The organism is Mesorhizobium sp. GbtcB19 (assembly GCF_019091085.1).
In the GTDB taxonomy this organism is placed as follows: domain Bacteria; phylum Pseudomonadota; class Alphaproteobacteria; order Rhizobiales; family Rhizobiaceae; genus Mesorhizobium.
The window spans coordinates 166,245-192,109 of record NZ_JAGXJY010000002.1; the positions used below are offsets into that span (position 1 = coordinate 166,245).

The 25,865-nt window shown below is 63.9% G+C and carries 24 protein-coding genes and 1 tRNA gene; 12 read left to right on the forward strand and 13 right to left on the reverse strand.

Annotated features, from left to right (window positions below; genetic code table 11):
• Window positions 1–42 precede the first annotated feature (42 nt).
• From KVT37_RS04745 to KVT37_RS04760, 4 genes are all read right to left on the reverse strand, one after another.
• Window positions 43–267, reverse strand: a complete 225-nt coding sequence (locus tag KVT37_RS04745; RefSeq protein WP_217570212.1) for a hypothetical protein — start codon at window positions 265–267, stop codon at window positions 43–45.
• A 148-nt stretch (window positions 268–415) separates the two neighbouring features.
• The gene (locus KVT37_RS04750; protein ID WP_126061207.1) at window positions 416–649 is read right to left on the reverse strand and encodes a hypothetical protein; all 234 of its coding nucleotides are present in this window, start codon (window positions 647–649) and stop codon (window positions 416–418) included.
• Window positions 650–850: 201 nt separating this feature from the next.
• Window positions 851–924 (reverse strand) — tRNA-Gln (locus KVT37_RS04755).
• A gap of 194 nt (window positions 925–1,118) precedes the next feature.
• Window positions 1,119–2,051 carry a YbhN family protein gene (locus KVT37_RS04760; RefSeq protein ID WP_217570214.1) on the reverse strand — a complete coding sequence of 311 codons (933 nt, stop codon included), beginning with the start codon at window positions 2,049–2,051 and terminating at the stop codon, window positions 1,119–1,121.
• 269 nt (window positions 2,052–2,320) lie between these two features.
• On the opposite strand from KVT37_RS04760, the gene KVT37_RS04765 reads away from it, so the two are divergent.
• Together KVT37_RS04765 and KVT37_RS04770 are read left to right on the forward strand one after the other, a co-directional pair.
• A complete protein-coding gene (locus KVT37_RS04765) occupies window positions 2,321–3,676 on the forward strand; it encodes a Ppx/GppA phosphatase family protein (RefSeq protein WP_217570216.1) in 1,356 nt (451 codons plus the stop codon).
• Entirely contained in the window at window positions 3,673–4,368 is a 696-nt protein-coding gene (locus KVT37_RS04770) for an RlmE family RNA methyltransferase (RefSeq protein WP_217570218.1), read from the forward strand. The genes KVT37_RS04765 and KVT37_RS04770 overlap by 4 nt, the downstream gene beginning before the upstream one ends.
• A gap of 244 nt (window positions 4,369–4,612) precedes the next feature.
• Here the strand turns inward: KVT37_RS04770 and KVT37_RS04775 are convergent, their stop codons facing one another.
• On the reverse strand, window positions 4,613–6,034 hold the full coding sequence (locus tag KVT37_RS04775; protein WP_217570221.1) for an MFS transporter: 1,422 nt from the start codon (window positions 6,032–6,034) through the stop codon (window positions 4,613–4,615).
• A gap of 213 nt (window positions 6,035–6,247) precedes the next feature.
• Between KVT37_RS04775 and KVT37_RS04780 the strand changes: the two genes are divergently transcribed.
• From KVT37_RS04780 to KVT37_RS04800, 5 genes are all read left to right on the forward strand, one after another.
• Complete coding sequence (locus KVT37_RS04780) at window positions 6,248–6,493, forward strand: type II toxin-antitoxin system Phd/YefM family antitoxin (RefSeq protein WP_217570222.1); 246 nt, start codon at window positions 6,248–6,250, stop codon at window positions 6,491–6,493.
• The gene (locus KVT37_RS04785; RefSeq protein ID WP_217570224.1) at window positions 6,490–6,939 is read left to right on the forward strand and encodes a PIN domain-containing protein; all 450 of its coding nucleotides are present in this window, start codon (window positions 6,490–6,492) and stop codon (window positions 6,937–6,939) included. Before KVT37_RS04780 ends, KVT37_RS04785 begins: the two co-directional genes overlap by 4 nt.
• 140 nt (window positions 6,940–7,079) lie before the next feature.
• Window positions 7,080–8,582, forward strand: a complete 1,503-nt coding sequence (gene guaB, locus KVT37_RS04790) for an IMP dehydrogenase (RefSeq protein ID WP_217570226.1) — start codon at window positions 7,080–7,082, stop codon at window positions 8,580–8,582.
• 46 nt (window positions 8,583–8,628) lie between these two features.
• Window positions 8,629–9,177: a hypothetical protein gene (locus tag KVT37_RS04795; RefSeq protein ID WP_254633816.1), complete on the forward strand. Its 549-nt coding sequence runs from the start codon at window positions 8,629–8,631 to the stop codon at window positions 9,175–9,177.
• A 19-nt stretch (window positions 9,178–9,196) separates the two neighbouring features.
• Entirely contained in the window at window positions 9,197–9,616 is a 420-nt protein-coding gene (locus KVT37_RS04800; RefSeq protein ID WP_217570228.1) for an MAPEG family protein, read from the forward strand.
• Window positions 9,617–9,782: 166 nt separating this feature from the next.
• Here the strand turns inward: KVT37_RS04800 and rnd are convergent, their stop codons facing one another.
• The 3 genes from rnd to KVT37_RS04815 form a co-directional block, all read right to left on the reverse strand.
• Window positions 9,783–10,934: a ribonuclease D gene (gene rnd / locus KVT37_RS04805; RefSeq protein ID WP_217570230.1), complete on the reverse strand. Its 1,152-nt coding sequence runs from the start codon at window positions 10,932–10,934 to the stop codon at window positions 9,783–9,785.
• A 139-nt stretch (window positions 10,935–11,073) separates the two neighbouring features.
• Window positions 11,074–11,532 (reverse strand): SRPBCC domain-containing protein, encoded by a 459-nt coding sequence (locus KVT37_RS04810; RefSeq protein WP_217570232.1) that lies wholly within the window; start codon window positions 11,530–11,532, stop codon window positions 11,074–11,076.
• Window positions 11,529–12,755 carry an MFS transporter gene (locus KVT37_RS04815; RefSeq protein WP_217570234.1) on the reverse strand — a complete coding sequence of 409 codons (1,227 nt, stop codon included), beginning with the start codon at window positions 12,753–12,755 and terminating at the stop codon, window positions 11,529–11,531. The genes KVT37_RS04810 and KVT37_RS04815 overlap by 4 nt, the downstream gene beginning before the upstream one ends.
• A 120-nt stretch (window positions 12,756–12,875) precedes the next feature.
• Here KVT37_RS04815 and KVT37_RS04820 point away from each other — a divergent pair, with 120 nt between their 5' ends.
• Together KVT37_RS04820 and aspS are read left to right on the forward strand one after the other, a co-directional pair.
• Window positions 12,876–13,634 carry a DeoR/GlpR family DNA-binding transcription regulator gene (locus KVT37_RS04820; protein ID WP_217570236.1) on the forward strand — a complete coding sequence of 253 codons (759 nt, stop codon included), beginning with the start codon at window positions 12,876–12,878 and terminating at the stop codon, window positions 13,632–13,634.
• Window positions 13,635–13,744: 110 nt separating this feature from the next.
• Window positions 13,745–15,538, forward strand: coding sequence for an aspartate--tRNA ligase (gene aspS, locus KVT37_RS04825; RefSeq protein ID WP_217570238.1), 1,794 nt, complete (start codon window positions 13,745–13,747; stop codon window positions 15,536–15,538).
• Between the two features lie 224 nt (window positions 15,539–15,762).
• Here aspS and KVT37_RS04830 read toward each other — a convergent pair whose 3' ends face one another.
• Window positions 15,763–16,953 carry a hypothetical protein gene (locus KVT37_RS04830; protein WP_217570240.1) on the reverse strand — a complete coding sequence of 397 codons (1,191 nt, stop codon included), beginning with the start codon at window positions 16,951–16,953 and terminating at the stop codon, window positions 15,763–15,765.
• A gap of 408 nt (window positions 16,954–17,361) precedes the next feature.
• On the opposite strand from KVT37_RS04830, the gene parC reads away from it, so the two are divergent.
• On the forward strand, window positions 17,362–19,617 hold the full coding sequence (parC, locus tag KVT37_RS04835; protein ID WP_217570242.1) for a DNA topoisomerase IV subunit A: 2,256 nt from the start codon (window positions 17,362–17,364) through the stop codon (window positions 19,615–19,617).
• Window positions 19,618–19,910: 293 nt separating this feature from the next.
• On the forward strand, window positions 19,911–21,110 hold the full coding sequence (locus KVT37_RS04840; protein WP_217570245.1) for an AI-2E family transporter: 1,200 nt from the start codon (window positions 19,911–19,913) through the stop codon (window positions 21,108–21,110).
• Here the strand turns inward: KVT37_RS04840 and KVT37_RS04845 are convergent.
• The 4 genes from KVT37_RS04845 to KVT37_RS04860 form a co-directional block, all read right to left on the reverse strand.
• Window positions 21,098–21,994, reverse strand: coding sequence for a DMT family transporter (locus KVT37_RS04845; RefSeq protein ID WP_217570246.1), 897 nt, complete (start codon window positions 21,992–21,994; stop codon window positions 21,098–21,100). The genes KVT37_RS04840 and KVT37_RS04845 overlap by 13 nt on opposite strands.
• A 125-nt stretch (window positions 21,995–22,119) precedes the next feature.
• Window positions 22,120–22,884, reverse strand: coding sequence for an arginyltransferase (locus tag KVT37_RS04850; protein WP_217570248.1), 765 nt, complete (start codon window positions 22,882–22,884; stop codon window positions 22,120–22,122).
• Window positions 22,885–23,032: 148 nt separating this feature from the next.
• Entirely contained in the window at window positions 23,033–23,503 is a 471-nt protein-coding gene (locus KVT37_RS04855; protein WP_217570250.1) for an RDD family protein, read from the reverse strand.
• Between the two features lie 108 nt (window positions 23,504–23,611).
• Window positions 23,612–24,295, reverse strand: a complete 684-nt coding sequence (locus tag KVT37_RS04860; protein WP_254633817.1) for an isoprenylcysteine carboxylmethyltransferase family protein — start codon at window positions 24,293–24,295, stop codon at window positions 23,612–23,614.
• A gap of 181 nt (window positions 24,296–24,476) precedes the next feature.
• Between KVT37_RS04860 and sthA the strand changes: the two genes are divergently transcribed.
• Window positions 24,477–25,865 (forward strand): Si-specific NAD(P)(+) transhydrogenase, encoded by a 1,389-nt coding sequence (sthA, locus tag KVT37_RS04865; RefSeq protein ID WP_217570252.1) that lies wholly within the window; start codon window positions 24,477–24,479, stop codon window positions 25,863–25,865.

Consider the following 25,865-nt stretch of genomic DNA (forward strand, 5'->3'; position numbering starts at 1 on the left):
CGCATGTTTGCGTGCGATGCGACGGAAACAATGATCGATCATTTAGGCCGCCATAATGAGGCGGCGGGGATTGTCTCCGTCATAGCCTTGACGAGCAGGGATAAGGTCTATGTCGATATTGAAGACGTTGAATCGCATGGGTATGGCCTTGAAATACGCGCAGGACGGCCGCAGGGCAGCGCGGATGCTGAACGGACTGCCGACCGGCACGCATTTGGATGTTGGTTTCCCGGTGATGCCGATAACCAGGCATCTGTCGTCGAACATGTGGGACGGTTCGAGATAACCATCGCCAGGACGTTTGATCGTGGAAGTGCCCGGTGGCAATCGTCACATTGCAAGCTTCGGGCAATACGCAGCTACCGCGCGTCTCGGCGCCTTCCAGGCTCGTCACGAGCGCGTCGGCGTCTGCGGCTTACCCGCGGCCCGCCTCGATGATACCGACCATCGCCCGCGTAAATTCGACCATACTGTTTGCCGTGATGGCTGCGTTGTCGGGGGATTGCCCGATATGCTCGGCCGCCCCGCAGCATGATCGCCGGATGCTGTCGTAGTATGGATCTCTCTCATCGTCCGGCATCGTTGCCAAATTCAGGGCGCGGCGATGAATCATGCGCAATAGCTGCGCCAATGCTGTTTCGACACTCATGCGTTTGCTCCGCATCGGTCGAACGTCTCGGCACATTTGAGCGCCGGATCGTCGATCGGGAACATTCCCGATTCGAGCAGGCTGCGCCGCAGCCGTTAATATATAGTTGATTGCTAATATGGCTGGCAGATCAACCGGAGCTCAGCCAACAGGGGGCGTTGCGATGAACTCACGGCAAGTCCGGGAATATGCGGAAAACTTTGGCTGGGGAACCTGGATTCGAACCAGGACTAACGGAGTCAGAGTCCGTGGGTCTACCGTTAACCTATTCCCCAGCAGGCGCGATTAGTGTCGCGCGAAGCGGGCGGCTCATGTGCCGCGAGCGCTGCCTTGTAGCCGCCATCCGAAAATAGTCAAGCCCGCAGCTGAGTTCAATCGCATCCTTTTTGAGCCCATGTCCGATGCATGTATGTCGCGCAAAACCGCTCCGCGCTTTTGCGCGACATACATAGCCCGCAGGCCTGCGGCTTCAGCCCCCGCCCTTGCTGTATTGAGAATGCTCGAAGAACAGCACCAGACCGAGGCCGATCACAAGCGGGATGATCAGGTAGAACAGGCGGAACACCAGAAGCGCGGCGAGCACGCCCACCGGGTCTATGTCCGAAAGGCCGGTGAGGAAGACGACCTCGAACACGCCGAGCGCGCCCGGCGCATGCGACAGGAGGCCGATCGAGAACGACACCATGAACACGCCGAGCACGACGAAATAGCCGGGATTGCCGGCCGCGGGCAGGGCAAAATAGATGATCGCGGCCGCCGCCAGCAGTTCGACCGGTCCGATCAGCAACTGCCGCGCGACGATCGGCAGCGCCGGATAGTGTAGCTGGAAGGAGCCGATCTTCAACGGTCTGAGCCCCAGCCAGCTGCCGAAGGCATAGGCGCCGACGAGGATGAGCATAGCGAGCCCGGCGGCGAACGCGGCGCCATGATGCGGCGCGCCGGTAAAGCGATCGATGATCTGGGGTTCCAGCAGGAGAACCAGGCCGCCGAGGAAAACGCTGGACAGGATGAAGGTGAACCAGCAGATCGCCACCAGCACGCCGACCTCCTGGCCGGTCAGCCCCCGCGTGGCATAGGCGCGGTAGCGGATAACCGCGCCGGAAAACACCGAGCCGCCGATATTGTGCGACACCGCATAGGTGGTGAACGAGCACAGCGTGACGAACAGCCATGAGACCTTTTTGCCGATATGCAGCAGCGCGATGTGGTCGTAGCCGGCGAGTGAAGCGTAGGCGACGATCGAGCTTAGCGCGGCGAATATCCAGCCGCGCGGCGGGATAGCAGCGATGCCGGCCCAGACATCGTTGAGTGAAATGCCGCGCAGTTCGTGAATGAGCAGCCACAGCGAGAAGGCCACGGCTGCGATGCCTATGACCGGCCAGAAATAGCGCCTCCAATTCATGGCGTCGTCATCATGCGTTGCAGCTCATTCGTCCGGATTGGCCCCACGTCGCCCGCGTACAGTCATTTCAGACATGCCTGATCGAAGCCGGCTATTCAACCGGCAAGACATTGCCCCAACGTGACTTCGGCGAAATGTGAGGTCAGCAAAATTCGGGCCATGCGCTCTTGGTGATTGCCAAACGCGCTGCTACTCTGTCGCCAACTTGAAACAAATCGAGGTGCCTGCTGCGTCCGTTCCCGGTTCGCGCGGCGCCGGAAGGAACTGAAGTGGAAGACCACGACACCGGCGCGGGCGCGTCGGCAGTGGGTATGTCCGGGCCATCGCCGAAGGAACCGGCAGGCCCGCCTGTGGGGCGATTCAGCCGCCACGCGGGCGCGCATGCCAGACATGCCGATCAGCGACACCCCGGCCAAGGAAAAGCCGACCATCAGGGCGAGCAGCCGAAGGGCAAGACGCGCAAGCGGCGCAAGCGCAAGCGCGGCCGCAAAGTGTTCGCGCGCGACGAGAACGGCGCCATGCCGCCCTCCGCGCCAGTCGCCATCTCCGCAAGTCAAGCTCAGGGCGGGGCAGCGCGAAGTGAGCCAAGCCCACCGATCCAGGCGCCGCCACGCCCACCGCATCAGGAACTGCCGGTTTTCGCCGCGCTCGACCTTGGCACCAACAATTGCCGGCTGCTCGTCGCGGTACCGGCCCGTCACGGCCAGTTCCGCGTCATCGACGCTTTCTCGCGCATCGTCAGGCTGGGCGAGGGGCTGACGGCCAGCGGCCGGCTCGGCCAGGCGGCGATGGACCGCGCCGTCGAGGCGCTGAAGATCTGCGGCGAGAAGCTGCGCAACCGCAAGATCAGGAAAGCCAGGCTGATTGCCACCGAAGCCTGCCGCTCGGCCGCCAACGGCGTCGAATTCCTTGAGCGTGTCGAGCGCGAGGCCGGGCTGAAGCTCGAGATCATCGACCGCCAGACAGAGGCCCGTCTTGCCGTTTCCGGCTGCGGTTCGCTGGTCGAACGCGACACGCAAGGCGTGGTGCTTTTCGACATCGGCGGCGGCTCGTCCGAGATCGCGCTGATCGACCTGACCGGACGGCGCTCCCCGCGGCTAGCCAACCACATCGTGTCGTGGACCTCGCTTCCCGTCGGCGTCGTGTCGCTCGCCGAGCGCTTCGGCGGCCGCACCGTGACGCGCGAGACTTTCGCCGCGATGGTGGACGACGTGGCGGCGCGCCTGAAAGTCTTCGACGGCCGCGACCGGCTCGCGCATGTGCTGGCCAGCCCCAACTTTCACCTGCTCGGCACTTCCGGCACGGTGACCACGCTGGCCGGCGTCCATCTTGATCTCGAACGCTATGACCGCCGCCGCGTCGATGGGCTGTGGATGGACCGCGACAGCGTCGACCGGATGATCGAGCGGCTGATCGGCTGGGATTTCCAGCAGCGCTGCGCCAACCCCTGCATCGGCGCCGACCGCGCCGACCTGGTGCTTGCCGGCTGCGCCATCCTGGAAGCGATCCGCGGTGTTTGGCCGTCCGAGCGGCTGCGCGTCGCCGACCGCGGCCTGCGCGAGGGAATCCTGAGCGAGCTGATGGCCGATGACGGCGTCTGGCGCAACGAAGGTGCGCGCCGATGACGAAAAAGCCGGAGAAACCTGGCTCTGGAAGCATTCGCGTGCTCAAGACCAGGATCAAGAAGAAGAGCGGCCTGAAGGAATCCTCCCGCCGCTGGCTCGAGCGTCACATGAACGACCCCTATGTGCAGCGCTCCAAGGCCGATGGCTACCGCTCCCGCGCCGCCTACAAGCTGATCGAGATCGACGACAAGCATCACCTCTTGAAACCCGGCATGAAGGTTATCGACCTGGGCGCCGCGCCCGGCGGCTGGTGCCAGGTGGCGGCCGCGCGCACGAAGTCGAGCGCCGACAGCCCGCATGTCGTCGGCATCGACTATCTCGAAATGGACGCGGTCCCGGGCGCCGTCATCCTGCAGATGGATTTCCTCGATCCCGACGCGCCGCAAAAACTTGCCGAGGCGCTCGGCGGCCAGCCGGATGTGGTGCTCTCCGATATGGCCGCGCCGACCACCGGGCACCGCCGCACTGATCATCTGCGCACCATGCATCTGTGCGAAGTCGCGGCCGATTTCGCTCTGCATGTGCTCAAGCCCGGCGGGCATTTCCTCGCCAAGACATTCCAGGGCGGGGCCGAGAACGAGCTGCTTTCGCTGCTGAAGCAGAACTTCCGCGCGGTCCATCACGTCAAGCCACCGGCTTCAAGGGATGAGTCGGTGGAGCTGTATTTGCTGGCGAAGGATTTCAAGGGGTAGCGCTTCTCCTTCTCCCCTTGTGGGGTGAGAAGCGGTCCGCGTTAGCGGACGAAAAGCCAATTGCTTGGCATTTCGAGCTTCGAACGCCCTGAGCCTGCGAAGGGCCGGGTGGTGTCGCCGAAGGCGACGGATGAGGGATGCTCCAGGGAAAGCCAACGTCTCACTCCGCTGGAACACCCCTCATCCGTCTCGGCGCTGCGCGCCGGTCCACCTTCTCCCACAAGGGGAGAAGGACAGGGCGCTGCTACTTCCCCGCCGTTCCGACCGACTCCAGCGTCTTCGGCGAGGTTAGCCGCCCGTGCCCCGACACCGCATTGCCGGCGTCCGGCGCAAGCCGCATGAAGGTGATCGACGCCGCCGCGGACACTGCCGCCACAATGAAGAAGGCGATGTGGAAGTCGCTCAAGGTCAGCGGACCGCCATGGATCGAGGTCGAGACTTCGAGGATGCCGCCGGCCAGCGCCACGCCGAGCGCGATCGACAATTGCTGGAAGACCGCGGTGATCGGCGTCGCCTTGCTGGTGTCGGCGGGCGTGATCTCGGCATAGGAGAGCGCGTTGACGCCGGTGAAGAACATCGAGCGGATGAAGCCGCCGACCAAGAGGATCGCCAGCATCAGCGCATAGGGCGTCTGCGGCGTGAACAGGCCGTAGATGGCGATCGAGGCGGCTGCGACCAGCGAGCCCCAGATCAATACCCGCCGGAAGCCGGCGAGGCGGAAGAGCAGCGCGGTCACGAACTTCATGCCGATGGCGCCGATCGCCGAAACGAAGGTGATCATGCCGGACTGGAAGGGCGTCAGCCCGAAACCGATCTGGAACATCAGCGGCAACAGGAACGGCACCGCGCCGATGCCGATGCGAAACAGCGAGCCGCCGAGCACGGAGGATCGGAAGACCTGGTTGCGGAACAGTTCCAGCGCCAGCAGCGGATTTTTGGCGCGCCGGGCGTGGATCAGATAGAGCACGCCCGAGACCACGCCGACGGCCACCGTGATGAAGCCGGCGATTGGCGGCAGCGCCGGCAGGCTGACCACGGAAAGGCCGAAGACGACGCCGGAAGCGGCAAGCCCCGAGAGCACGAAGCCGGGGAAATCGAGCGGCGGCGTCTCGGCCGGCTCGGTTTGCGGCAGATAGCGCGTGGCGAGCCACATGCCGATGAGGCCGATCGGCACATTGATCAGGAAAATCCAGTGCCAGGTGAAATAGGTGGTGATGAAGCCGCCGATCGGCGGGCCGACCAGCGGGCCGACCAGCGCCGGCACGGTCAGCCAGGACATTGCGGCGACCAGCTCGCTCTTCGGCGTGGCGCGCACCAGCACCAGGCGGCCGACCGGCGTCATCATCGCGCCGCCCATGCCTTGCAGGAAGCGCGACACCACGAAAGCCGGCAGCGAATTGGCGAAGGCGCAGGCGACAGAGCCCGCAATGAAGACGCCGATCGCGGCGCGGAACACATTCTTGGCGCCGAACCGGTCCGCCATCCAGCCGCTGATCGGAATGAAGATCGCCAGTGACACCAGATAGGCCGTCAGCGCCAGTTTCAGCGCGATCGGGCTGGTATGGATGTCGACGGCGATCGCCGGCAGCGACGTGGCGATCACGGTCGAATCCATGTTTTCCATGAAAAGAGCGACCGCCAGGATGAGCGGGATGATGCGGTTCAAGGGAGCGCCCTGACTTGTCTTCACGAATCTGAAGCCTGGCTTGGGGGCGAGCCGGCACGCCCGGGCGGTTATCACGCATTGGCCCGGGTGTCGCATTAAATTGCTGTCACTTTTGTGCGACCGCAACCCCTGGTGGCCGTCATCGTCCGGCGGCTCTTGATAAATGGGGGCCTTGTCGCTATTGTAGTGAAAATAACTACAATAGGTGCAGTCGTGGATGAAGCCGTATCGGCTGCCGATGCCAATCGCAGATTCTCGCATATCCTGCGTGAGGTGCGTGAGGGCCAAAGTTACGTCGTTACCAGCCATGGACGGCCGGTGGCTCGGATCGTGCCTGCCGAGAAGCACGAGGGCGTGGCCGCTCGCTCGCGCGCAGTATTGCTATCGCGACTTGAGCGACAGCCGATCGTAGATGCCGGACGCTGGACACGCGACGAGCTTTACGAGGATGACCTGTGAAGGTCGCACTCGACACCAACATCATCGCCTACGCGGAAGGGGTCAACAGCGCTGAAAAACGCGATGCGGTTCTCGAACTGTTGCGCAACGTTCCACAAGAGGCTGCCATCGTTCCCGTCCAGGTGTTGGGTGAACTGTACAATGTGCTTGTCCGCAAGGCTGGCCGATCGCGGCAAACAGCTCGCGACGCACTGCTGAGTTGGCGCGACGCGTTTCCGGTCACCGCAACGACACCCGAAGTGATAATGATGGCAGCCGATCTGGCCACCGATCATCGCTTCGGTATCTGGGATGCGGTCATTCTTTCCGCGGCTTCGCAAGCGGGTTGCAGGCTTCTTCTGTCCGAGGATCTACAACACGGCTTTACCTGGGGCGGCGTGACTGTCGTCAATCCTTTCGCGTCGCCGCGTCACGCCTTGCTCGATGCTCTCCTTGGTGTCGAATAGGAACTCGACGCGTCGCGCAACGACCCGCTTTTCTTCCATCCCAGGACGTGTTACCAGCCACCGCCAATCCTGAAAGGGAAGACAGAGTCGGCGCTGGCCATCTTGGCCCAGCGCCTTTTCCGCATTCAAAAGGACTGGCCATGGGAAAAATCATCGAAACGTCCACCGGCGCGCTGGCGCTGACCTTCGACGACGTGCTCTTGCAGCCCGGCCATTCCGAGGTCATGCCGGGTGAGACCGACATCCGCACCCGCATCGCCGGCGACATCGATCTCAACGTGCCGATCCTGTCGGCCGCCATGGACACCGTCACCGAGGCGCGGCTGGCGATCGCCATGGCGCAGGCCGGCGGCATCGGCGTCATCCACCGCAACCTGACGCCGGCCGAGCAGGCCGAGCAGGTCCGGCAGGTGAAGAAATTCGAATCCGGCATGGTGGTGAACCCGGTCACCATCGGCCCGGACGCAACGCTTGCCGACGCACTGACGCTGATGCGCGGCAACGGCATTTCCGGCATTCCGGTGGTCGAAAACGGCGGCACCGGCGGCCACACGGTCGGCCGCCTTGTCGGCATCCTCACCAACCGCGACGTGCGCTTTGCCTCCGACCCGGCGCAGAAGGTCTACGAGCTGATGACCCGTGAGAACCTGATCACGGTCAAGGAGAATGTCGACCAGGACGAGGCCAAGCGGCTGCTGCACAAGCACCGCATCGAAAAACTGGTGGTGGTCGACAGGAAGGGCAATTGCGTTGGCCTGATCACCGTCAAAGACATCGAGAAGTCGCAGCTCAACCCACATGCCACCAAGGACGCGCAGGGGCGGCTGCGCGCCGCCGCGGCCACCAGCGTCGGCGATGACGGCTTCGAGCGCGCCGAGCGCCTGATCGACGCCGGCGTCGACTTGCTTGTCATCGACACCGCGCACGGCCATTCGCAGCGCGTGCTGGACGCGGTGGCGCGGGCGAAGAAGCTGTCCAACTCCGTGCGCATCCTGGCCGGCAATGTCGCCACCGCCGACGGCACGAAGGCGCTGATCGATGCCGGCGCCGACGCCGTCAAGGTCGGCATCGGCCCGGGTTCGATCTGCACCACCAGAATCGTCGCCGGTGTCGGCGTTCCGCAACTGTCGGCGATCATGTCGGCGGTCGAAACGGCTGGCAAAGCCGGCGTGAGCGTGATTGCCGATGGCGGCATCAAATATTCGGGCGATCTGGCCAAGGCTCTGGCCGCCGGCGCCAGTGCCGCCATGATCGGCTCGCTGCTTGCCGGCACCGACGAGAGCCCGGGCGAGGTCTATCTGCACCAGGGCCGCTCCTTCAAGGCTTACCGCGGCATGGGCTCGGTCGGCGCCATGGCGCGCGGCTCGGCCGATCGCTACTTCCAGGCCGAGGTCCGCGACACGCTGAAACTGGTTCCTGAGGGCATTGAAGGGCAGGTTCCCTACAAAGGACCTGTGGCTGGCGTGCTGCACCAGCTTGCAGGCGGCCTGAAAGCCGCTATGGGTTATGTGGGTGGACGTGACCTTGCAGATTTCCGCGAGCGCGCCACCTTTGTGCGCATATCCAACGCCGGACTTCGTGAAAGCCACGCCCATGACGTCACGATCACCCGCGAAAGCCCCAATTACCCGGGCGGAATTTGATCGGGAGGCCGATCAGTCCGACCGCCAGGGCGGACTGTGGCGTGATTTGAGCGTGGCGGTGTTGCGGCTGTCGCGTCACGCGGCGGCCCTCTCCATCGCTTCGATAGCGCTTTTCCTGGTCATGACGGCGCTGGAGTTCTTCTATTTCCAGCACCTGAGCGGCGGCCTGTCCTCGCTCGATACACGCATCGCCGGCTTCACGCCGGATGACGGCATGGCGTGGCTGACCGCGCTTGGCCGGCGCGGCGGCGAGATCATCATCGTCTGGCACTATTTGACCTTCGACCTTTTGTTTCCGGCGCTGCTGTCGCTGACGCTGGTCAGCCTGATCCTTGCCTTCGGCCGGCGGCTCAGCACGTTTCGCGCCATGCCGGCGCAGGTGCAGGCCTTGTTCGCGCTTGTCCTGGTGCTGCCCTACACGGTCGCCGACTATGCCCAGAACCTCGCCGTCGCGCGGCTGTTGTCCGACTTTCAGTCGGCCAATCCCGATTCCCTGGCGTTCGCATCCTTGCTGACCGTCACCAAATTCGCGTTGCTGGCCATCCCATTCTTCGTCGTCGCGGTCTTCGCGCTGGCCGGACAGCGGCGGCGCTGACGCGAGGAGGGGCGCGCACATGCACCAGACCGCCATCTTCTGGCCGATGCTGGCGCATGTGCTCCTGGTCTACATCGTCTATCTGGTGATGCTGAAGCGGCGCTATGGTGCGCTGAAGTCGGGCGAGGCCAAGGTCAGCCAGTACAAGCTCCGCTCGACCGAGCCGGCGTCCAGCGTCACCGTCGCCAACAATCTGATCAACCAGTTCGAGCTGCCGGTTCTCTTCTACGCGCTATGCCTGGCGCTGTTCGTCACCAACGGTGTGAACTACCTGACGCTGGTGCTGATGTGGCTGTTCATAGTCACGCGCTATGTTCACGCCTGGGTGCATCTCAACAGAAACTATGTGCTGCACCGCACCCGCGCCTTCTTCCTCGGCGCCGGCATACTTTTCGTCGCCTGGATATGGTTCGCGCTCCACCTGCTCGGGGTAGTTTGAGCGCGTCTTTCCCTTCTCCCCTTGTGGGAGAAGGTGGATCGGCGCGATAGCGCCGAGACGGATGAGGGGTGTTCCAGCGGAGTGAGACGTTGGCTTTCCCTGGAGCACCCCTCATCCGTCGCCTTCGGCGACACCTTCTCCCACAAGAAGGGGAGAAGGAGAGGCGCTACAGATCGAACACCGCGATCCGGCGCTTGTCGAACTTGATGCCGATCTCGCCGCGTACCAGCCGCAGCGCCTGCTCGCCGAAGACGGCGCGGCGCCATCCCTGCAGCGCCGGCACGTCGGCTTCGTCGCCCTCGGCGGCGATGCGGTCGATATCGTCGCTGGAGGCAAGCACCTTGGTGGCGACGCCTTCCTTTTCGGCGACGATCCTGAGCAGCACCTTGAGCAGTTCCGCCGCCGCGCTAGAACCCTCCGGCGGCTGCACGCTTTTCGGCAGTTTCGGCATCGCGTCCTTGGGCAAGGCCAGCGCCGCATTGACCGCGCCGAGCAGCGCGGTTGCCGTCGCGGAGCGCTCCCAGCCTTTCGGCGTGGTGCGCAGCTTGCCGAGTGCCGCCGCGTCGCGCGGCGCCTGCTGCGCGATCTCGTAGATCGCATCGTCCTTGAGCACGCGGCCGCGCGGCACGTCGCGCTCGCGCGCCTCACGCTCGCGCCAGGCGGCGACGGCCTGCACGATCGCCAGCTCCTGCGGCTTGCGCAGCCGCATCTTGAGCCGCTTCCAGGCATCCTCGGGATGCGGATCGTAGGTCTCGCGCGAGGTGAGGACGTCCATCTCCTCGTTCAACCAATGGGCGCGGTCCTCACGCTTCAGCTCGGCGCTGAGATGCTGGTAGACCTTGATCAGATGGGTGACGTCGGCAAGCGCGTATTCGAGTTGCTTGTCGGACAGCGGCCGGTGGCGCCAGTCTGTGAAGCGCGAGGATTTGTCGAGCCGCGCTCCGGTGACCTTCTGGACGAGCTGGTCATAGGAAACGCTGTCGCCGAAGCCGCAGACCATTGCCGCCACCTGCGTGTCGAACACCGGATGCGGCACCAGATTGCCGAGATGGACGATGATTTCGATGTCCTGGCGTGCCGCGTGGAAGACCTTCAGCACAGCCTCGTTGGCCATGAGCCGGAAAAAAGGCTTCAGGTCGATGCCGGGCGACAACGGATCGATAAGCGCCTCAATCCCAGGCGCGGCGATCTGGATCAGGCATAGAATCGGCCAGAAGGTCGTCTCGCGGATGAATTCGGTATCGACGGTAACGAATTCAGACTTTTCGAACGCCGCAACAACGCTCTCGAGTTCTTCTTGTGTGGTGATGACGCGCATCAAATCGCTTTTGGCACAGTATGAGGCCTCTTTCAATTTCAGCCGCGCGCGCTTTCGTCAAGCCGCCGCAACGTAAGCGGTGGTCCGATCGTCGGATTCTCCCGTGCGAAATCGCGCCGCGTGCCTGCGCGCCGACCCGCTATGCCTCTCGATCCGTCGCTCTCCGCTCCGTCGCGGCTTTCAGAATCGGCAGCGTGCCGCCCCAATAGAGGCTGACGTGCGGGCCGATGGACGGTTCGGCAAAATTGTTCAGCGTCACGGTGAGCAGGGTTGCGCGCTCACGGGGCGAGAGATCGAAACGAACTGCTGTGCGATTTTCAGGCAGGTCGGCCAGTCGCGATTGCGACAGGGTGCTCCAGTAATCATAGGCGAAGACCCGCTCAGGTTCGAAGCGCAGGATCGTGCCGCGGTTTTCGAATGGCAGGCCGTGCAACAGCCCGCGGATCACGATCGGGGATCCGACCTGGGGTTTGAGAGTAACCTCCAGCGCCTCGTCGGACATCCAGCCTTGCATTATGTCCGGTTCGGTCACGCTTCGCCAAACGTGGGACAGCGGGGCCGCAATCACGATCGACTTGACGATGGGCGAGCCGTTCATGCCTCATAGGCCCGGGCGGGGACCCTCTCCCCCGGTGCGCCGGACCCCATGCCGTCCGGAACAGCGTTCGGCGATGGTCGCCGGCCGAGCGCGCCAGCGGCCGCCAGGCTGAGCACGATGAACGGTATGCCGATGCCATAGGCCGAGCGGATGCCCCAGTGGTCGGAGACGAAGCCGAGCAGAGGCGGCCCGAGCAGGAAGGCGACGAAGGAGATCTGCGACAATGCCGCGACGTTGATCGCGGCGGAGCGATCCGTCCTCTGGGCCGCCGCTGAAATCGCCAGCGGAAAGATGGCGCTGCAACCGATTCCCATGAGCGCAAAGCCCAGCATCGAGACGAAGGGCAGGGGCGAGAAGAAGACGATGACCACGCCGGCCGCCATCGTTGCAAGGAGCACGCGCGCCACGCCGCTCGGCGAGTGGCGGTCGACGAAGCTGTCGGCGAAGAAGCGTGTCGTTGCCTGCGAGAAGGCGAACAGCGCCACCGTGATCCCGGCGACGAACGGGCCCGATTCGAACACGGTGCGCATATAGATCGCCGACCAGTCCATGCTGGCGCCTTCCATCAGCATCGCCGACAGCGTCACCGCGACGAGGATGAGGATCGGCAGAGTCGGCCGGGCAAACATCGGCGCTTTGTCGTCGGTCGCGGCGAAACGCGCTGGCGCCGGTTCGAAGCCGCCGAGGAACAGCACCATCGCAACCGCCACCATCGGCACCACCAGCGCCAGATGCAATTGTGGCGACAGGCCGAGATGTGCCAGCGCGCCGCCGAACAGCCCGGCGCCGAAGAAGCCGATGCTCCAGAACGAATGCGCCCGGTTCATGATGCGGCGCTGAAGCAGGAACTCGGTCCTGTCAGCCTCGACATTCAAGATGATTTCGATGCTGCCGATCATCAGTCCGACCGGCAGCAGCATCAGGAACAGAGCGGCCGGGCCTGGCGCGTGCACCGCGACGGCATAGGCAATCGCGAGCAGCGGCACCAGCCAAAGCAGCGCGCGGCGAAAGCCGACGCGCTCCAGGATCGGCGTCGCCAGCGTCAGCGCGATCAGGGTGCCAATCGGCGTCCCGATCAGGGCGAGCCCGAGCGTGCCGTCCTCGATCTGCATGGCATGCTTGATGTCGGGCAGGCGCGGAAAGATGTTGCCCATGGCGAAGGAATAGATCGCAAAGCCGGCATAGACGCGGTGTTGCGGGGCGAGTTTCAGGCCAAAGGTCATCACGGGCAATCCAACAGGAGATTTCGGCGGGCGGCCTCTCGGGGACGCTGGCGGACGGGACTCCTTCTTGCACGAACAGGCAAAACATGCAATAACGTGCACAAATAAATAGGATCGTGCATGCTCACCGAGGAACGCCACCAACTCATTCGCGACCAGCTTGCGGCGGACGGAAAGGTGCTGGCTGGCGAACTCGCCAGCCGTTTCGGCGTCTCGGAGGACACGGTGCGGCGCGATCTCAGGGAACTGGCGAAGGCCGGACAGTTGCGCCGAGTCTATGGCGGTGCGGTCGCCTCGGCGCCCTTTGCCGCCGCAACGCTCAGCCAGCGCAGCCGTCATGCGGTCGAGGAGAAGATGCGCCTGGCGAAGGCGGCGGTGGGGCTGCTCGTGACCGGGCAATCGCTGTTCATCGACGGCGGCACAACCAATGAGGCGATCGCCAGGGCGATCCCGCGCGATATGGAACTGACCGTCGCCACCAATTCGCTGGGCGTCGCCTCAGTGCTCACGGACCTTCCCCTGGTCGAACTGATCGTGCTCGGCGGCCGCTATGTGCCGGATCTCGGCACCTGCGTCGGCGCCGATACGCTCGCGGCGGTGGCCCAACTCGGTGCCGATCTGTTCTTTCTCGGATCCTGCGGGCTCGATGTCGCGCGCGGCGTCACCGCCTTCGATTCGGCCGAAGCCGAGGTCAAACGCGTCATGGCGAAAAACAGCGCCGGCATCGTCATTGCCGTCACCAACGACAAGCTCGCCACCGCGGCGCCCTATCGCGTGGCGGGGGCGGATGCGATCCGCCATCTTGTGGTGGAAAAGACCGCGCCTGCCGCCACGCTCGCCGATTTCCAAAGCCGGGGTGCGCAAATCCATTTCGCCTGAACGGCGGAAGCTGCCTGTGTGAGCGGTTGCCTTGACAAAGCCGGCCTCTCATGCGCTTTTCGCGCCAATTTTCAGGCCGGGCTGGTGCCCGCAATTTCCGGACTTTACCCATGACCACGCATCGTTACCGCAGCCACACCTGTGCCCAGTTGAGAAAGAGCGACGTCGGCAATTCCGTCCGCCTGTCGGGCTGGGTGCACCGCGTGCGCGACCATGGCGGGCTGCTCTTCATCGACCTGCGCGACCATTACGGCCTCACCCAGATCGTCGCCGATCCGGATTCGCCGGCCTTCAAGGTCGCCGAGACGGTGCGCGGCGAATGGGTGATCCGCGTCGACGGCGAGGTCAAGGCGCGCCTGCCGGAGACGACAAACGCCAACCTGCCGACCGGCGAGATCGAGATTTTCGCGCGCGAGATCGAGGTGCTGTCTGCCGCCAAGGAACTGCCGCTGCCCGTTTTTGGCGAGCCGGAGTACCCCGAAGACATCCGCCTGAAATACCGCTTCCTCGACCTGCGCCGCGAGACGCTGCACCGGAATATCGTGGCGCGCACCAGGATCATTGCCGAGATGCGCAGGCGCATGGGCGAGGTCGGCTTCACCGAGTTCTCGACGCCGATCCTGACGGCTTCCTCCCCGGAAGGCGCGCGCGACTTCCTGGTGCCGTCGCGCATCCATCCCGGTACCTTCTACGCGCTGCCGCAGGCGCCGCAGCAGTACAAGCAACTGATCATGGTTTCGGGTTTCGACCGCTATTTCCAGATCGCGCCCTGCTTCCGCGACGAGGATCCGCGCGCCGATCGCCTGCCGGGCGAATTCTACCAGCTCGACCTCGAGATGAGCTTCGTGGAGCAGGACGATGTGCTCTCCACCATGGAGCCGGTGCTTCGCGGCGTCTTCGAAACCTTCGCCAACGGCAAGCCGGTGACGCAGACGTTCCAGCGCATTCCCTATGACGTGGCCATGCGCAAATACGGCTCCGACAAGCCGGACCTGCGCAACCCGATCGAGATGCAGGCTGTCTCGGATCATTTTCGCAGCTCCGGCTTCAAGGTCTTCGCCAACATCCTGGCCAACGATGCGAATGCCGAGGTCTGGGCCATTCCGGCCAAGACCGGCGGCAGCCGCGCCTTCTGCGACCGCATGAATTCCTGGGCGCAGGGCGAGGGCCAGCCAGGACTGGGCTACATCTTCTGGCGCAAGGAAGGTGAAAAACTCGAAGGCGCCGGTCCGATCGCCAAGAACATCGGCGAGGAGCGCACCGAGGCGATCCGCCAGCAGCTCGGCCTTGCCGATGGCGACGCCGCATTCTTCGTCGCCGGCGACCCGAAGAAGTTCGTCACCTTCGCGGGCGCCGCGCGCACCCGCGCCGGCGAGGAACTGAATCTCGTCGACCGCGAGCGCTTCGAGCTCTGCTGGATCGTCGACTTCCCGTTCTTCGAATGGAACGAGGACGAAAAGAAGATCGACTTTGCCCATAACCCGTTCTCGATGCCGCAGGGCGGCATCGATGCGCTCAACGGCCAGGAGCCGCTCGGCATCAAGGCGTTCCAGTACGACATGGTCTGCAACGGCTTCGAGATCGCCTCCGGCGGCATCCGCAACCATCTGCCCGAAACCATGGTCAAGGCGTTCGAGATGGTCGGCCTCGACCGTGCGACGGTGGAAGAGCGCTTCGGCGGCCTCTACCGCGCCTTCCAGTATGGCGCGCCGCCGCATGGTGGCATGGCCGCTGGCGTCGACCGCATCGTCATGCTTTTGGTCGGCGCAAAGAACCTGCGCGAGATCACCATGTTCCCGATGAACCAGCAGGCCTATGACCTGCTGATGAACGCGCCGTCGGAAGCGACCCCGCAGCAGCTGCGCGAGCTGTCGCTGCGGGTGGCGGTGGCGAAGAAGGACTGACGGCAGCGTTGCAACTGCCCCTTTCTCCCCGTCACTATACGGGGAGAAATGTCCGGCAGGACAATGAGGGGCAGCGCCGACGCTGGCGATTTGCGAGCCGTCGTGGCAGCTGCGGCCTTCTGACAGGCAATCGGTTCGGCATTTGCATATGCAGGCGTCGGCGCTGCCCCTCATCCGCCTGCCGGCACCTTCTCCCCGTGAACGGGGAGAAGGCAGCCAATCGCTCAGTCCTGGTTGGCCTTGACCTTGACGCCGAGCGTCTTGGGCAGGTCGAGCGGATTGGACATGGCGCCGGCCATGATCAGCGCGAACGGCACCGACGACGGCGGTTCGGCCGAGATTTCCAGGCTCTTCGGATCGTCGAGGAAGGTGTTGACCGCCGAGGAGACTTCCGCGGTCAGCTCGGGATTGTTGAGCTGCGCCATGCCGAACGGCACGATTGCCTTAGCCTGGTTGGCGACGTCCTTACCCGACATGCCCTGCTGCTTGCCGACATAGTCCAGCACCTTGCCGGTGAGCGAATCGTCCTCATAGCGGATCGAGGCGCCGTTGAAGGAGAGCTGCTGCATCAGGCCGAGCATGGCCATGCCCTGCGCCGATTTGTCGGCGCCTTCCGGCTGCGAGGCAAGCTGCTTCTGCATGGCCTGCATCGACTTGATGAAGTCGACGGTATAGCCGCCGAGATCGAAGGTCATGCCGAGCGTGCCGGCATTCTCGACCGAGATGTCATATTTCGACAGCTCCATCTTGCCGTCGCTCGGCTGCCAGGTGCCGGCCATGTCGATATTGCCGGAGATGTTCTGGTAGCCGAGCGCCTCGATCGCTTCCTTCGACTTGGGGTCGTCGACCAGCGACAGGTCGGCGGTGAATTTCTCGGTGTTGGCGGTGAAGTCCATTGCCTTGCCGTCGGCCGGCGGGGTGATCTGCACATTGAGGCCGTCCATCGCGAAGGCCGTCTTGTCGCCGACCTTGACCGTCATGTTGGACAGTTCGGCCGACTTGTACATCATCAGCGAGCCGAGCGGATCGGTGCCGCCGTCGGCCGGAACCTTCATGTCATGGATGACGACGGGGCTGAGATTGAGCGTCACGCCGTCCTTGCTGTGCTCGAAAGCCGAGGTCGAGACGGTGGCGATCTCATAGCCGCCATTGGCCTCGGTGACGCCTTCCAGCTTCACGTCGCCGATCGTCAGCGCTTCCTTCTCGGCCGCCGGCTTGATGGAAACGCCCTGCAGCACGGCGTTCGAATCGTCGCCCGAGACGCCGGTCCAGGAAATGTCGACGCCCTGCGCGGCAAGGGTCGCCTTGATGCGCTCGGCCACCGCCGGATCGGCGGCGAAGGCGGCGTTGAGCGGCAGGGTCAGCAGAAAGGTCGAAAAGGCCAGTTTCTTGAGCATTGAGCGTTGGATCGTCATGGCGAGTTCCCTGTCCTGATTGGCTATGATGAAAAGTGTTTTGAAACCTGCTCCCATCACCATTCCGTGACGAACGGGACGGGAAAATGGCATTTCCCGGCCCATTTGTCGAAAATGGCGGCGAAAAGCAAACGCCGGTCGGCAGCCATTGCTTGATGCGGTGAATATGTCATGAAGACCGCGGCCCCTCCGCCGGCGCGTTGCATGCCAGATAGAACCCGCATGTAACAGATTGATGTTGGCCGGCGTCACGATCCCGCCGCGGCCTGTTGCAGATCGGCGGCAAAACTGCAGCCGTCGTCCTGCCGCTTCCGTGAAATCCTTCACACCGCTGCTCGCGGCCGCGACGAATGCGCCGATGCTCACGCGGCGCTTGCCGCGAATCGCCCGCTCGGCTAGTCCAAATCCATGGGAAAGAGGCTCTTGCCGCCCGACGACAATGGCGGCGGCGACAAAATCGAACCGGTCGATCTGAAGGAAGCGCTCGAGAAGCGCTACCTTGCCTATGCGCTGTCGACCATCATGCACCGGGCACTGCCGGATGTGCGCGACGGACTGAAGCCGGTCCATCGCCGCATCATGCATGCCATGCGGCTGCTGCGGCTCAACCCCGGTCAGGGTTTCGCCAAATGCGCCCGCATCGTCGGCGACGTGATGGGCAAGTTCCATCCGCATGGCGACCAGTCGATCTATGACGCTTTGGTGCGGCTCGCGCAGGAATTCTCGATGCGCTACCCGCTGGTCGACGGGCAGGGCAATTTCGGCAACATCGACGGCGATAACGCCGCCGCCATGCGCTATACCGAAGCGCGCATGACCGAGGTGGCGACCGATCTGCTTGACGGCATCACCGAGGACGCCGTCGATTTCCGGCCGACCTACAATGAAGAGGACGAGGAGCCGTCCGTTCTCCCCGGCGCCTTCCCGAACCTGCTCGCCAATGGCTCCTCCGGCATTGCCGTCGGTATGGCCACCTCCATCCCGCCGCACAACGCCGCCGAGCTCTGCGACGCCGCGCTCCATCTGATCGAGCATCCGGACGCGCCGGTGGCGAAGCTGATGGATTTCGTCCAGGGACCGGATTTCCCGACCGGCGGCATCATCGTCGATAGCCGTGCCGCGATCCTGGAAGCCTATGAGACGGGCCGCGGCGGTTTTCGCGTGCGCTCGAAATGGGAACAGGAGGACCAGGGCAGGGGCACCTGGAGCATCGTCGTCACCGAGATCCCTTACGGCGTGCAGAAGGCCAGGCTGATCGAGAAGATCGCCGAGCTCCTGATGGCGCGCAAGCTGCCACTGCTAGAGGACATTCGCGACGAGAGCGCCGAGGACATCCGCATCGTGCTGGTGCCGAAGAGCCGCACCGTCGATCCCGGCATCCTGATGGAATCACTGTTCAAGCTTACCGAGCTCGAAAGCCGTTTCCCGCTCAACATGAACGTGCTGTCGCGCGGCAAGGTGCCTAACGTCCTGTCGTTGAAGGGCGTGCTGAAGGAGTGGCTCGACCACCGCCGCGAGGTTTTGATCCGCCGCTCGAAATACCGGCTCGGCGAGATCGAAAAGCGGCTGGAAATCCTCGCCGGCTACCTGATCGCCTACCTCAACATCGATGAGGTCATCAGGATCATCCGCGAGGAGGATGAGCCCAAGCAGGTGATGATGGCCCGCTGGTCGCTCACCGACAACCAGGCCGAAGCCATCCTCAACATGCGCCTGCGCGCCTTGCGCAAGCTCGAAGAGATCGAGATCCGCAAGGAGTTCGACGGCCTCACCGAGGAGAAGAAGCAGATCGAGGCTCTGCTGGCGTCCGACGCCAAGCAATGGTCGACGATCAAGTGGGAAGTCACCCAGGTTCGCGATAAGTTCGGGCCGGAGACGGAGCTTGGCAAGCGCCGCACCCAGTTCGCCGATGCGCCAGAGCATGATCTGACCGATATCGCGCATGCCATGATCGAGCGCGAGCCGGTCACCGTCGTGGTGTCGGAAAAGGGCTGGCTGCGCGCCATGAAGGGCCACCTGACCGATTATTCGCAGCTTGCCTTCAAGGAAGGCGACGGCCTGAAGCTTGCCTTCCATGCGCAGACGACCGACAAGATCCTGGTCTTCACCACCGGCGGCAAGTTCTACACCATCGGCGCCGACCGGCTGCCGGGCGGGCGCGGGCATGGCGAGCCGATCCGCATCATCGTCGACATGGAAAACGACCAGGACATCGTCACCGCCTTCGTCCATGATCCGAAGCGCAAGCTGCTGCTCGTTTCCTACGATGCCAACGGCTTTGTCGTCTCCGAGGAAGAGGTCGTCGCCAACACCCGCAAGGGCAAGCAGGTGATGAACGTCAAGGCGCCGGACGAGGCCAAGCGCTGCATTCCGGTGTCGGGCGACCATCTCGCCATCGTCGGCGAGAACCGCAAGCTGCTGGTCTTCCCGCTGGCCGAAATCCCGGAAATGGCGCGCGGCAAGGGCGTGCGCCTGCAGAAGTACAAGGATGGCGGGGTGCTCGACCTCAAGACCTTCACGCTCGAGACCGGCCTCTCCTGGCAGGATTCGGCCGACCGCACCTTCATTAAGTCGCGCGAGGAACTGGCCGAGTGGATCGGCGTCCGCGCCGCCGCCGGCCGCATGGTGCCGAAGGGTTTCCCGCGGACGGGGAAATTTGGGTAGCGCTGCCTTTCCTTCTCCCCTTGTGGGAAGGTGGACGAGCGAAGCTCGGCCGGATGAGGGGTGTTGGAAGGATCGCGACCTCTCGGACGTAAGCGCTTAAATTCCTTGGATGTTTTGGCGCCTCACTCCGCTGGAACACCCCTCATCCGTCTCGGCGCTGCGCGCCGATCCACCTTCTCCCACAAGGGGAGAAGGGACGGCCGCCCCAATCATTTGGACTATCGTCACGATTGCTGCACTATGATGGTGCATAAGCATTCCTTGAATTCACCGGGCAGGGGAGAAACGCCGGATTGAAGCGGGCTGAGATCCAGAAGCCGGGGCAGCGCCTGTTCGGCCTGTCGACGCCGCTGCGGGCGGCCGTCATTCCGCCGCTGTCGGCGGCGCGCTGGCTTCTGGTGCTGATCGTGGCCGCCGGCGTCTATTTCTTCCACGGCTTCCTGTTCCCCGTGCTGGCCGCGCTGGTCATCGCCTTCGCCAGCTGGCCGCTCTATCGCCGGCTGCTTGTCGCGGTCGGCGGCAACCGCACCGTCGGCGCGACCCTTGCCATCCTCTTCATCCTCACCTTCCTGGTGGTGCCGATCGCGCTTGCCGGCACTTATGCCATCAACGAGCTGCGCGAGTGGGTGACCTGGGCGATCGAGACCAATCGGCACGGATCGGTGACACCGGGATGGATCGCCACCATGCCGGTTGTCGGCGAGTGGCTGAGCGGGCAGTGGATATCCTATCTCGGCCACCCCGGCGGCATCGGCGAACTGATTCAGGCGGTCAGCGGCTCCAATATCGGAAACATCTATCGCGGCGCTTTGGCCGCCGGTGGCAGCGCCTTCAGTCTGCTGCTGACGCTTCTGTTCATGATGATCGCACTGTTCTTCGCCTATCGCGATGGCGAGGCTTTCGCGGCCCAGGTCGATCGTCTCGGCGAGCGCATCCTGCCGACGCGCTGGGAGCGCATTTCGCGTGTCGTGCCGGCGACCATCTCGTCGACCGTGACCGGCATGACCATCATCGCCATCGGCGAGGGCCTGGTGCTCGGCATCGCTTATTGGCTGGCCGGCGTGCCGTCGCCGGTCACGCTCGGCGCGCTCACCGGCATCATGGCGTTGATCCCGGGCGGCGCGCCGCTGTCCTTCACCCTGGTGTCGATCTATCTCGCCGCCAGCGGCAAGATGGTTGCCGGCATTGCGCTGTTCATCTGGGGCGCGGTCGAGCTCTTCATCGTCGACAAGACGCTGCGGCCCAAGCTCGTCGGCGGGCCGATCAAATTACCATTCCTGCCGACCTTTTTCGGCCTGATCGGCGGCGTCAAGACCATGGGGTTCCTCGGCCTGTTCATCGGCCCGGTATTGATGGCGCTGCTCGTCGCCATCTGGCGCGAATGGCTGCGCGAAGTGGAATTGATGGACGAGATTCCGCCCGTCGCCGACGAGGCTGGCGCGCCGCCCCGGATCGAGGCGACCGCCGAGCCGCGAAAAATTCAAGCCGGGTGAAGCACGGCAAGTGCCGTCCGGCGCCTGCGGCCCTCATGCAATTGCCAGAGCGAATGCGCGACCAGCGTCACGATCAGGATCGTGCCGCCGATCAGGCTGTTGCGCGTCGGCGCCTCGGCGAAGATCAGCCAGACCCAGACCGGAGCAAACACCGTTTCCAGCAGGTAAAACATGGCCACTTCCGGCCCGGAAATGTATTTCGGCCCGTTGGCCAGGCAGAAGAACGCAATCGGCATGATCACGGCGCCGTTGAAGAGGATCCACCACGGCGCCTCGACGTGAAAGCCGGCCTTCGACACCATGAAGAGTGCTACGGCGAACGGCAGGAGCACCCCCACGAGCGAGGTGAAGCCCATCTCCCTGCCGCTCGCCCGCGAGACGGTGATGGCGCATGCGACGCAGAGTGCGGAGCACAAAGCCATGATGTCGCCGAACAGATTTCCGGTTCCGATCGAATCGCCGACGATTATGGCGACACCGACGATCATCAGCGCGAGCGCCGCGAGCGTCGCCGGCCGCGGCCTCTCTTTCAGGAACAGCCAGGACAGCAAAGCCGAGAACATCGTGGTGAAGGCCAGGATGAAGACGAGGTCGGCGGTCGAGGTATGGTAGACGGCGGTGATGAAGGCAATCGAGCCGAGCCCATAAAGCGTGGCGACCATCAGGCCCAGCCGTCCCGGGACAAGCTGCGGTGCCTTGTCGCTCAACGAGCGCCAGACCGCCCAGATGACGAGCGCGGCAATGAACGTGCTTCCGGTGCGCAGCAGGAGGATCGTCCAGGCCTCGCCATGGGCAAGTCGGATCAGCGGAATATCGACGGTCAGCGTCACCCCGCCAAGCGCGGTGAGCAGGAGGCCTTTCTGGTGGTCGGTATGAGTGGACACTCGGCTATCTCGCAAAGCAATCTTGAGGAGGCGCATAGCGGCCATGCATCGGTCCTTCCAGCCTGACGGCCGAAAGACCAGCGTCCTCCTCCTTGAAACTGTTTAAGGATGAAACGTGAAGCGGATCAGCGACTGACCGCTTCGTGGTCGTAGCGTTCCCAGCCTTTCGGGCCGAGATGCTCCTGCGGCATGAAGCGCATCTTATAGTTCATCTTGCGCGATCCGTTGACCCAGTAGCCGAGATAGACGTGGGGCAGGCCCATCGCCTTGGCGCGGGCGATGTGGTCGAGGATCATGAAAGTTCCGAGCGAGCGGTCCTCGAAGTCGGGATTGAAGTAGGAATAGACCATCGACAGGCCGTCGGCCATCTTGTCGGTGAGCGCCACCGCGATCAGTTCGCCCTGGCCCTTGCCGGTGATGAAAGTGTCCGGGCCGCGTCGCCGGTATTCGATGATCTTGGTGTCGACATGCGTGTCTTCCACCATCATCGCATAGTCGAGCACGGTCATGTCCGACATGCCGCCACGGCGATGGCGAGCGTCGAGATAGCTGCGGAAGAGCGAGTATTGTTCGGTCGAGGGCTGCGCGTCATGCATGGCGCCGACGAGATCGGCATTGTGCTGGATGACCCGGCGCATGTTGCGGCTGGGCTCGAATTCCTGCGCCAGGATGCGCACCGACACGCAGGCGCGGCACGACTCGCAGGCGGGGCGGTAAGCGATGTTCTGCGAGCGCCGGAAGCCGCCTTGCGTCAGCAGGTCGTTCATCTCCGGCGCCTTGTCGCCGACAAGGTGCGTGAACACCTTGCGCTCGAACTGTCCCTCCAGATAGGGGCACGGCGACGGCGCGGTCAGGAAGAACTGCGGCGACTGGGTCGGATGCTGCGTCATCTAATCTTGGAAACGCTCCTGCGAATCGCCCTACCTTTGGCCCGGCCGGCGAAAAATTCAACAGGATTATGCGCCCGCCGCGGCCCGAGCCTGTTCATATTTGGGCGCAGGCGGCGCGGCGGTTCGATGAGTGCGGCCGTGGACACCGTCAGATGTCGGTGCGGGTGACCACGGTGCCGAGCAAAAGGTCGTGCAGCGTGCGCTTGCGGTCGGAGAACAGCGTGACCAGCAGAACCAGCGGCGTCAGGATGACGTTGCCGGCCCAGAACAGCACCGAGTGCACCACCGCCGTCATGCCGTCGATGCGGCTGCCGTCGAGCTTCTCCAGGCGGATGCCCATGATCTTCATGCCGGTCGTCGCCTGGTCGCGGCTACCTAGCGTGTTCCAGATGTAGAGGATGGCGACCATCGGCACCAGCACCGAAAACAGCGCCCAGCCGAGGCCGAAGGTCAGCAGCCCGAGAATGGCGACCAGGATGGCGAAAGGAATGGTCAGCAGCGCCACGAAGAAATAGTCGAGGAGGAAGGCAAAGATGCGCCTTGTCCGCACCCCGCGATAAGCGCGTGTGTCCTCGAACCTGCTCATGATGATCTCGCCGTCCAATACGCGTGCGTTCATGTCCGTTCCTCGATCGCGGCACCCGCATGGGGATGCCTGCCGCCTTTTCAAATGGTGAGGGCGGCCTGGAATTCAAGGAACGTGCCCGCCGCCGGCGGGCGCGCCATATCAGAAGATGCCGGGGAAGAGCCGGTAGCGAACCCGCCCGAGATATTCGCGGTATTCCTCGGTCAGCGCCAGGATGCGTTCCTCGCGCAGGATGCGATGGACCTGGAACAGGGTGATGATCGCGTAGACGGTGAAATTGTAGACCGAGAAGCTCGACAGCAGGAACAGGATGTGCCCCGCCAGATAGCCGGCATAGATCGGATGTCGCACGAACCGGTAGGCGCCACCGGTGACGACGCCGCGATTGGCAGGCAGGATGGCGAAGGAGCGGCCGAGCGAGATCTTGCCCCAGATCACCAGCCACAGCGCCAGAAACTGCATCGGCGCCGCGACATAGAGCGGAATGATCGCGACGCCGTCCTGGAGCGAAATGAAGCCCGAGCCAAAACCAGCTGTCAGCGAGATGAATACCGTGAAAGGGCTCCAGTCGCGGACAATCGGCCGGCGAGCCAGCAGCAGCCAGATAAAGGTTAGCCCATCGGAAATCATCAGCAGCAGAATGTTCAGGCGACCTGGGTCGATGACCAGATGGTACGCGCCGCGATAGACGAAGATCGCGGCGACGGCCAGCGCGATGAAACGAAAAAGGCCCTCGCGCAGGTCGGTGATGGTTTCGCTGCTTCGCAGTCCGGACCAGAAACCAGTCTCCGCGCCAGGCAGCGCATCACTCTTGGAAATCGCCAACTCTGTTACCCCGGTGGTCCCCTCGTCAGGCACCATTGCACGCAAGCCTTGCTGTCCGGTTAAGGTTTCGCATGCTTTTGGTGTATCTGGAGTATTCGCGCCACGGGAGCTGGTGTTGGCAGTTGAACATGACGTTCTTCCCGGTTTAGCTTGCTGCGGCGCACAAAACAGGGGCGGGGACATGGACTACGATATGCTGGTCATCGGCAGCGGCCCTTCGGGGCGCCGCGCCGCCGTGCAATCGGCCAAGCTTGGCAAGTCGGTGCTGGTGGTCGACAGGGGCCGGCGTCTGGGCGGCGTCTCGGTGCATACCGGCACCATCCCGTCGAAAACCCTGCGCGAGACCGTGCTGAACCTCTCGGGCTGGCGCGAGCGCGGCTTTTATGGACGCGGCTACCGCGTCAAACAGGACATTTCGATCAGCGACCTGGTCGACCGTCTGCACAAGACGCTCGACCATGAGGTCGAGGTGCTGCAGCACCAGTTCATGCGCAACACGGTGAAAAGCGCGCGCGCAGCGGTGAAGTTCCTCACGCCCAACAAGGTCAGCCTGACGGCCGACAATGGCGATTACAGCGAGGTTGGTTTTGCCAACGCGCTGATCGCCGTCGGCACCAGGCCGCACCGCCCGGCCGACGTGCCCTTCGACAAGAAGCGCGTCTTCGACAGCGACGAGATGCTGGAACTGCATCACCTGCCGCGCACCCTGACGGTTATCGGCGCCGGCGTCATCGGCGTCGAATACGCCACGATCTTTTCGGCGCTCGACGTGCCGGTGACGCTGGTCGAGCCGCGCAACACAATCCTCGACTTCATCGACCGCGAGATCGTCGACGATTTCATCCACCAGATGCGCGACCGCGGCATGACCATCCGCCTCGGCAGCACGGTGAAGGAAATCGCCTCGAAACCCGACCATGCCGAGGTGACGCTGGCCGACGGCCGCACCATCCGCTCCGAGATGGTGCTCTACGCCGCCGGCCGCACCGGCAACGTCGCCAGTCTTGGCCTCGACGCAGTTGGCATTGAGGCCGACGCCCGTGGCCGCATCAAGGTCGACCCGCAGACTTTTCAGACCACAGTACCGAACATCTACGCCTCCGGCGACGTTATCGGCTTTCCGAGCCTCGCCTCGACGTCGATGGAGCAGGGCCGCGTGGCGGCATGCCACGCCTTCGGCGTCAACCTGCCGCCGCCGCCGGAGAGCTTTCCCTATGGCATCTATGCCGTGCCGGAGATCTCGACGGTCGGCCTGTCGGAAGAGCAGGTGCGCGAGAGCGGCGCTGCCTATGAGGTCGGCCTAGCGCGTTTCCGCGAGACCTCGCGCGGCCATATTATGGGCGTCTCGAGCGGCTTCCTGAAACTGCTGTTCTCGGTCGAGACGCGCCGCCTGCTCGGCGCCCACATCGTCGGCGAGGGGGCCACCGAGCTCATTCATATCGGCCAGGCGGTGATCAACCTCGGCGGCACGGTCGACTTCTTCGTCAACAACACCTTCAACTACCCGACGCTGGCCGAAGCGTACAAGATTGCCGGTCTGGATGCCTGGAACCGGATGGGGCGGGGCTAG

Bases quoted from the DNA above. Each gene is read 5' to 3' on its own strand.
- KVT37_RS04800 (WP_217570228.1), top strand. From the start codon at position 9,197: ATGCACCAGACCGCCATCTTCTGGCCGATGCTGGCGCATGTGCTCCTG.
- KVT37_RS04855 (WP_217570250.1), bottom strand. From the start codon at position 23,503: ATGAACGCACGCGTATTGGACGGCGAGATCATCATGAGCAGGTTCGAG.
- KVT37_RS04750 (WP_126061207.1), bottom strand. From the start codon at position 649: ATGAGTGTCGAAACAGCATTGGCGCAGCTATTGCGCATGATTCATCGC.
- KVT37_RS04850 (WP_217570248.1), bottom strand. From the start codon at position 22,884: ATGACGCAGCATCCGACCCAGTCGCCGCAGTTCTTCCTGACCGCGCCG.
- KVT37_RS04760 (WP_217570214.1), bottom strand. From the start codon at position 2,051: ATGAATTGGAGGCGCTATTTCTGGCCGGTCATAGGCATCGCAGCCGTG.
- KVT37_RS04820 (WP_217570236.1), top strand. From the start codon at position 12,876: ATGCTCACCGAGGAACGCCACCAACTCATTCGCGACCAGCTTGCGGCG.
- rnd (WP_217570230.1), bottom strand. From the start codon at position 10,934: ATGCGCGTCATCACCACACAAGAAGAACTCGAGAGCGTTGTTGCGGCG.
- parC (WP_217570242.1), top strand. From the start codon at position 17,362: ATGGGAAAGAGGCTCTTGCCGCCCGACGACAATGGCGGCGGCGACAAA.
- KVT37_RS04745 (WP_217570212.1), bottom strand. From the start codon at position 267: ATGTTCGACGACAGATGCCTGGTTATCGGCATCACCGGGAAACCAACA.
- guaB (WP_217570226.1), top strand. From the start codon at position 7,080: ATGGGAAAAATCATCGAAACGTCCACCGGCGCGCTGGCGCTGACCTTC.
- KVT37_RS04810 (WP_217570232.1), bottom strand. From the start codon at position 11,532: ATGAACGGCTCGCCCATCGTCAAGTCGATCGTGATTGCGGCCCCGCTG.
- KVT37_RS04830 (WP_217570240.1), bottom strand. From the start codon at position 16,953: ATGACGATCCAACGCTCAATGCTCAAGAAACTGGCCTTTTCGACCTTT.
- KVT37_RS04770 (WP_217570218.1), top strand. From the start codon at position 3,673: ATGACGAAAAAGCCGGAGAAACCTGGCTCTGGAAGCATTCGCGTGCTC.
- sthA (WP_217570252.1), top strand. From the start codon at position 24,477: ATGGACTACGATATGCTGGTCATCGGCAGCGGCCCTTCGGGGCGCCGC.
- KVT37_RS04815 (WP_217570234.1), bottom strand. From the start codon at position 12,755: ATGACCTTTGGCCTGAAACTCGCCCCGCAACACCGCGTCTATGCCGGC.
- aspS (WP_217570238.1), top strand. From the start codon at position 13,745: ATGACCACGCATCGTTACCGCAGCCACACCTGTGCCCAGTTGAGAAAG.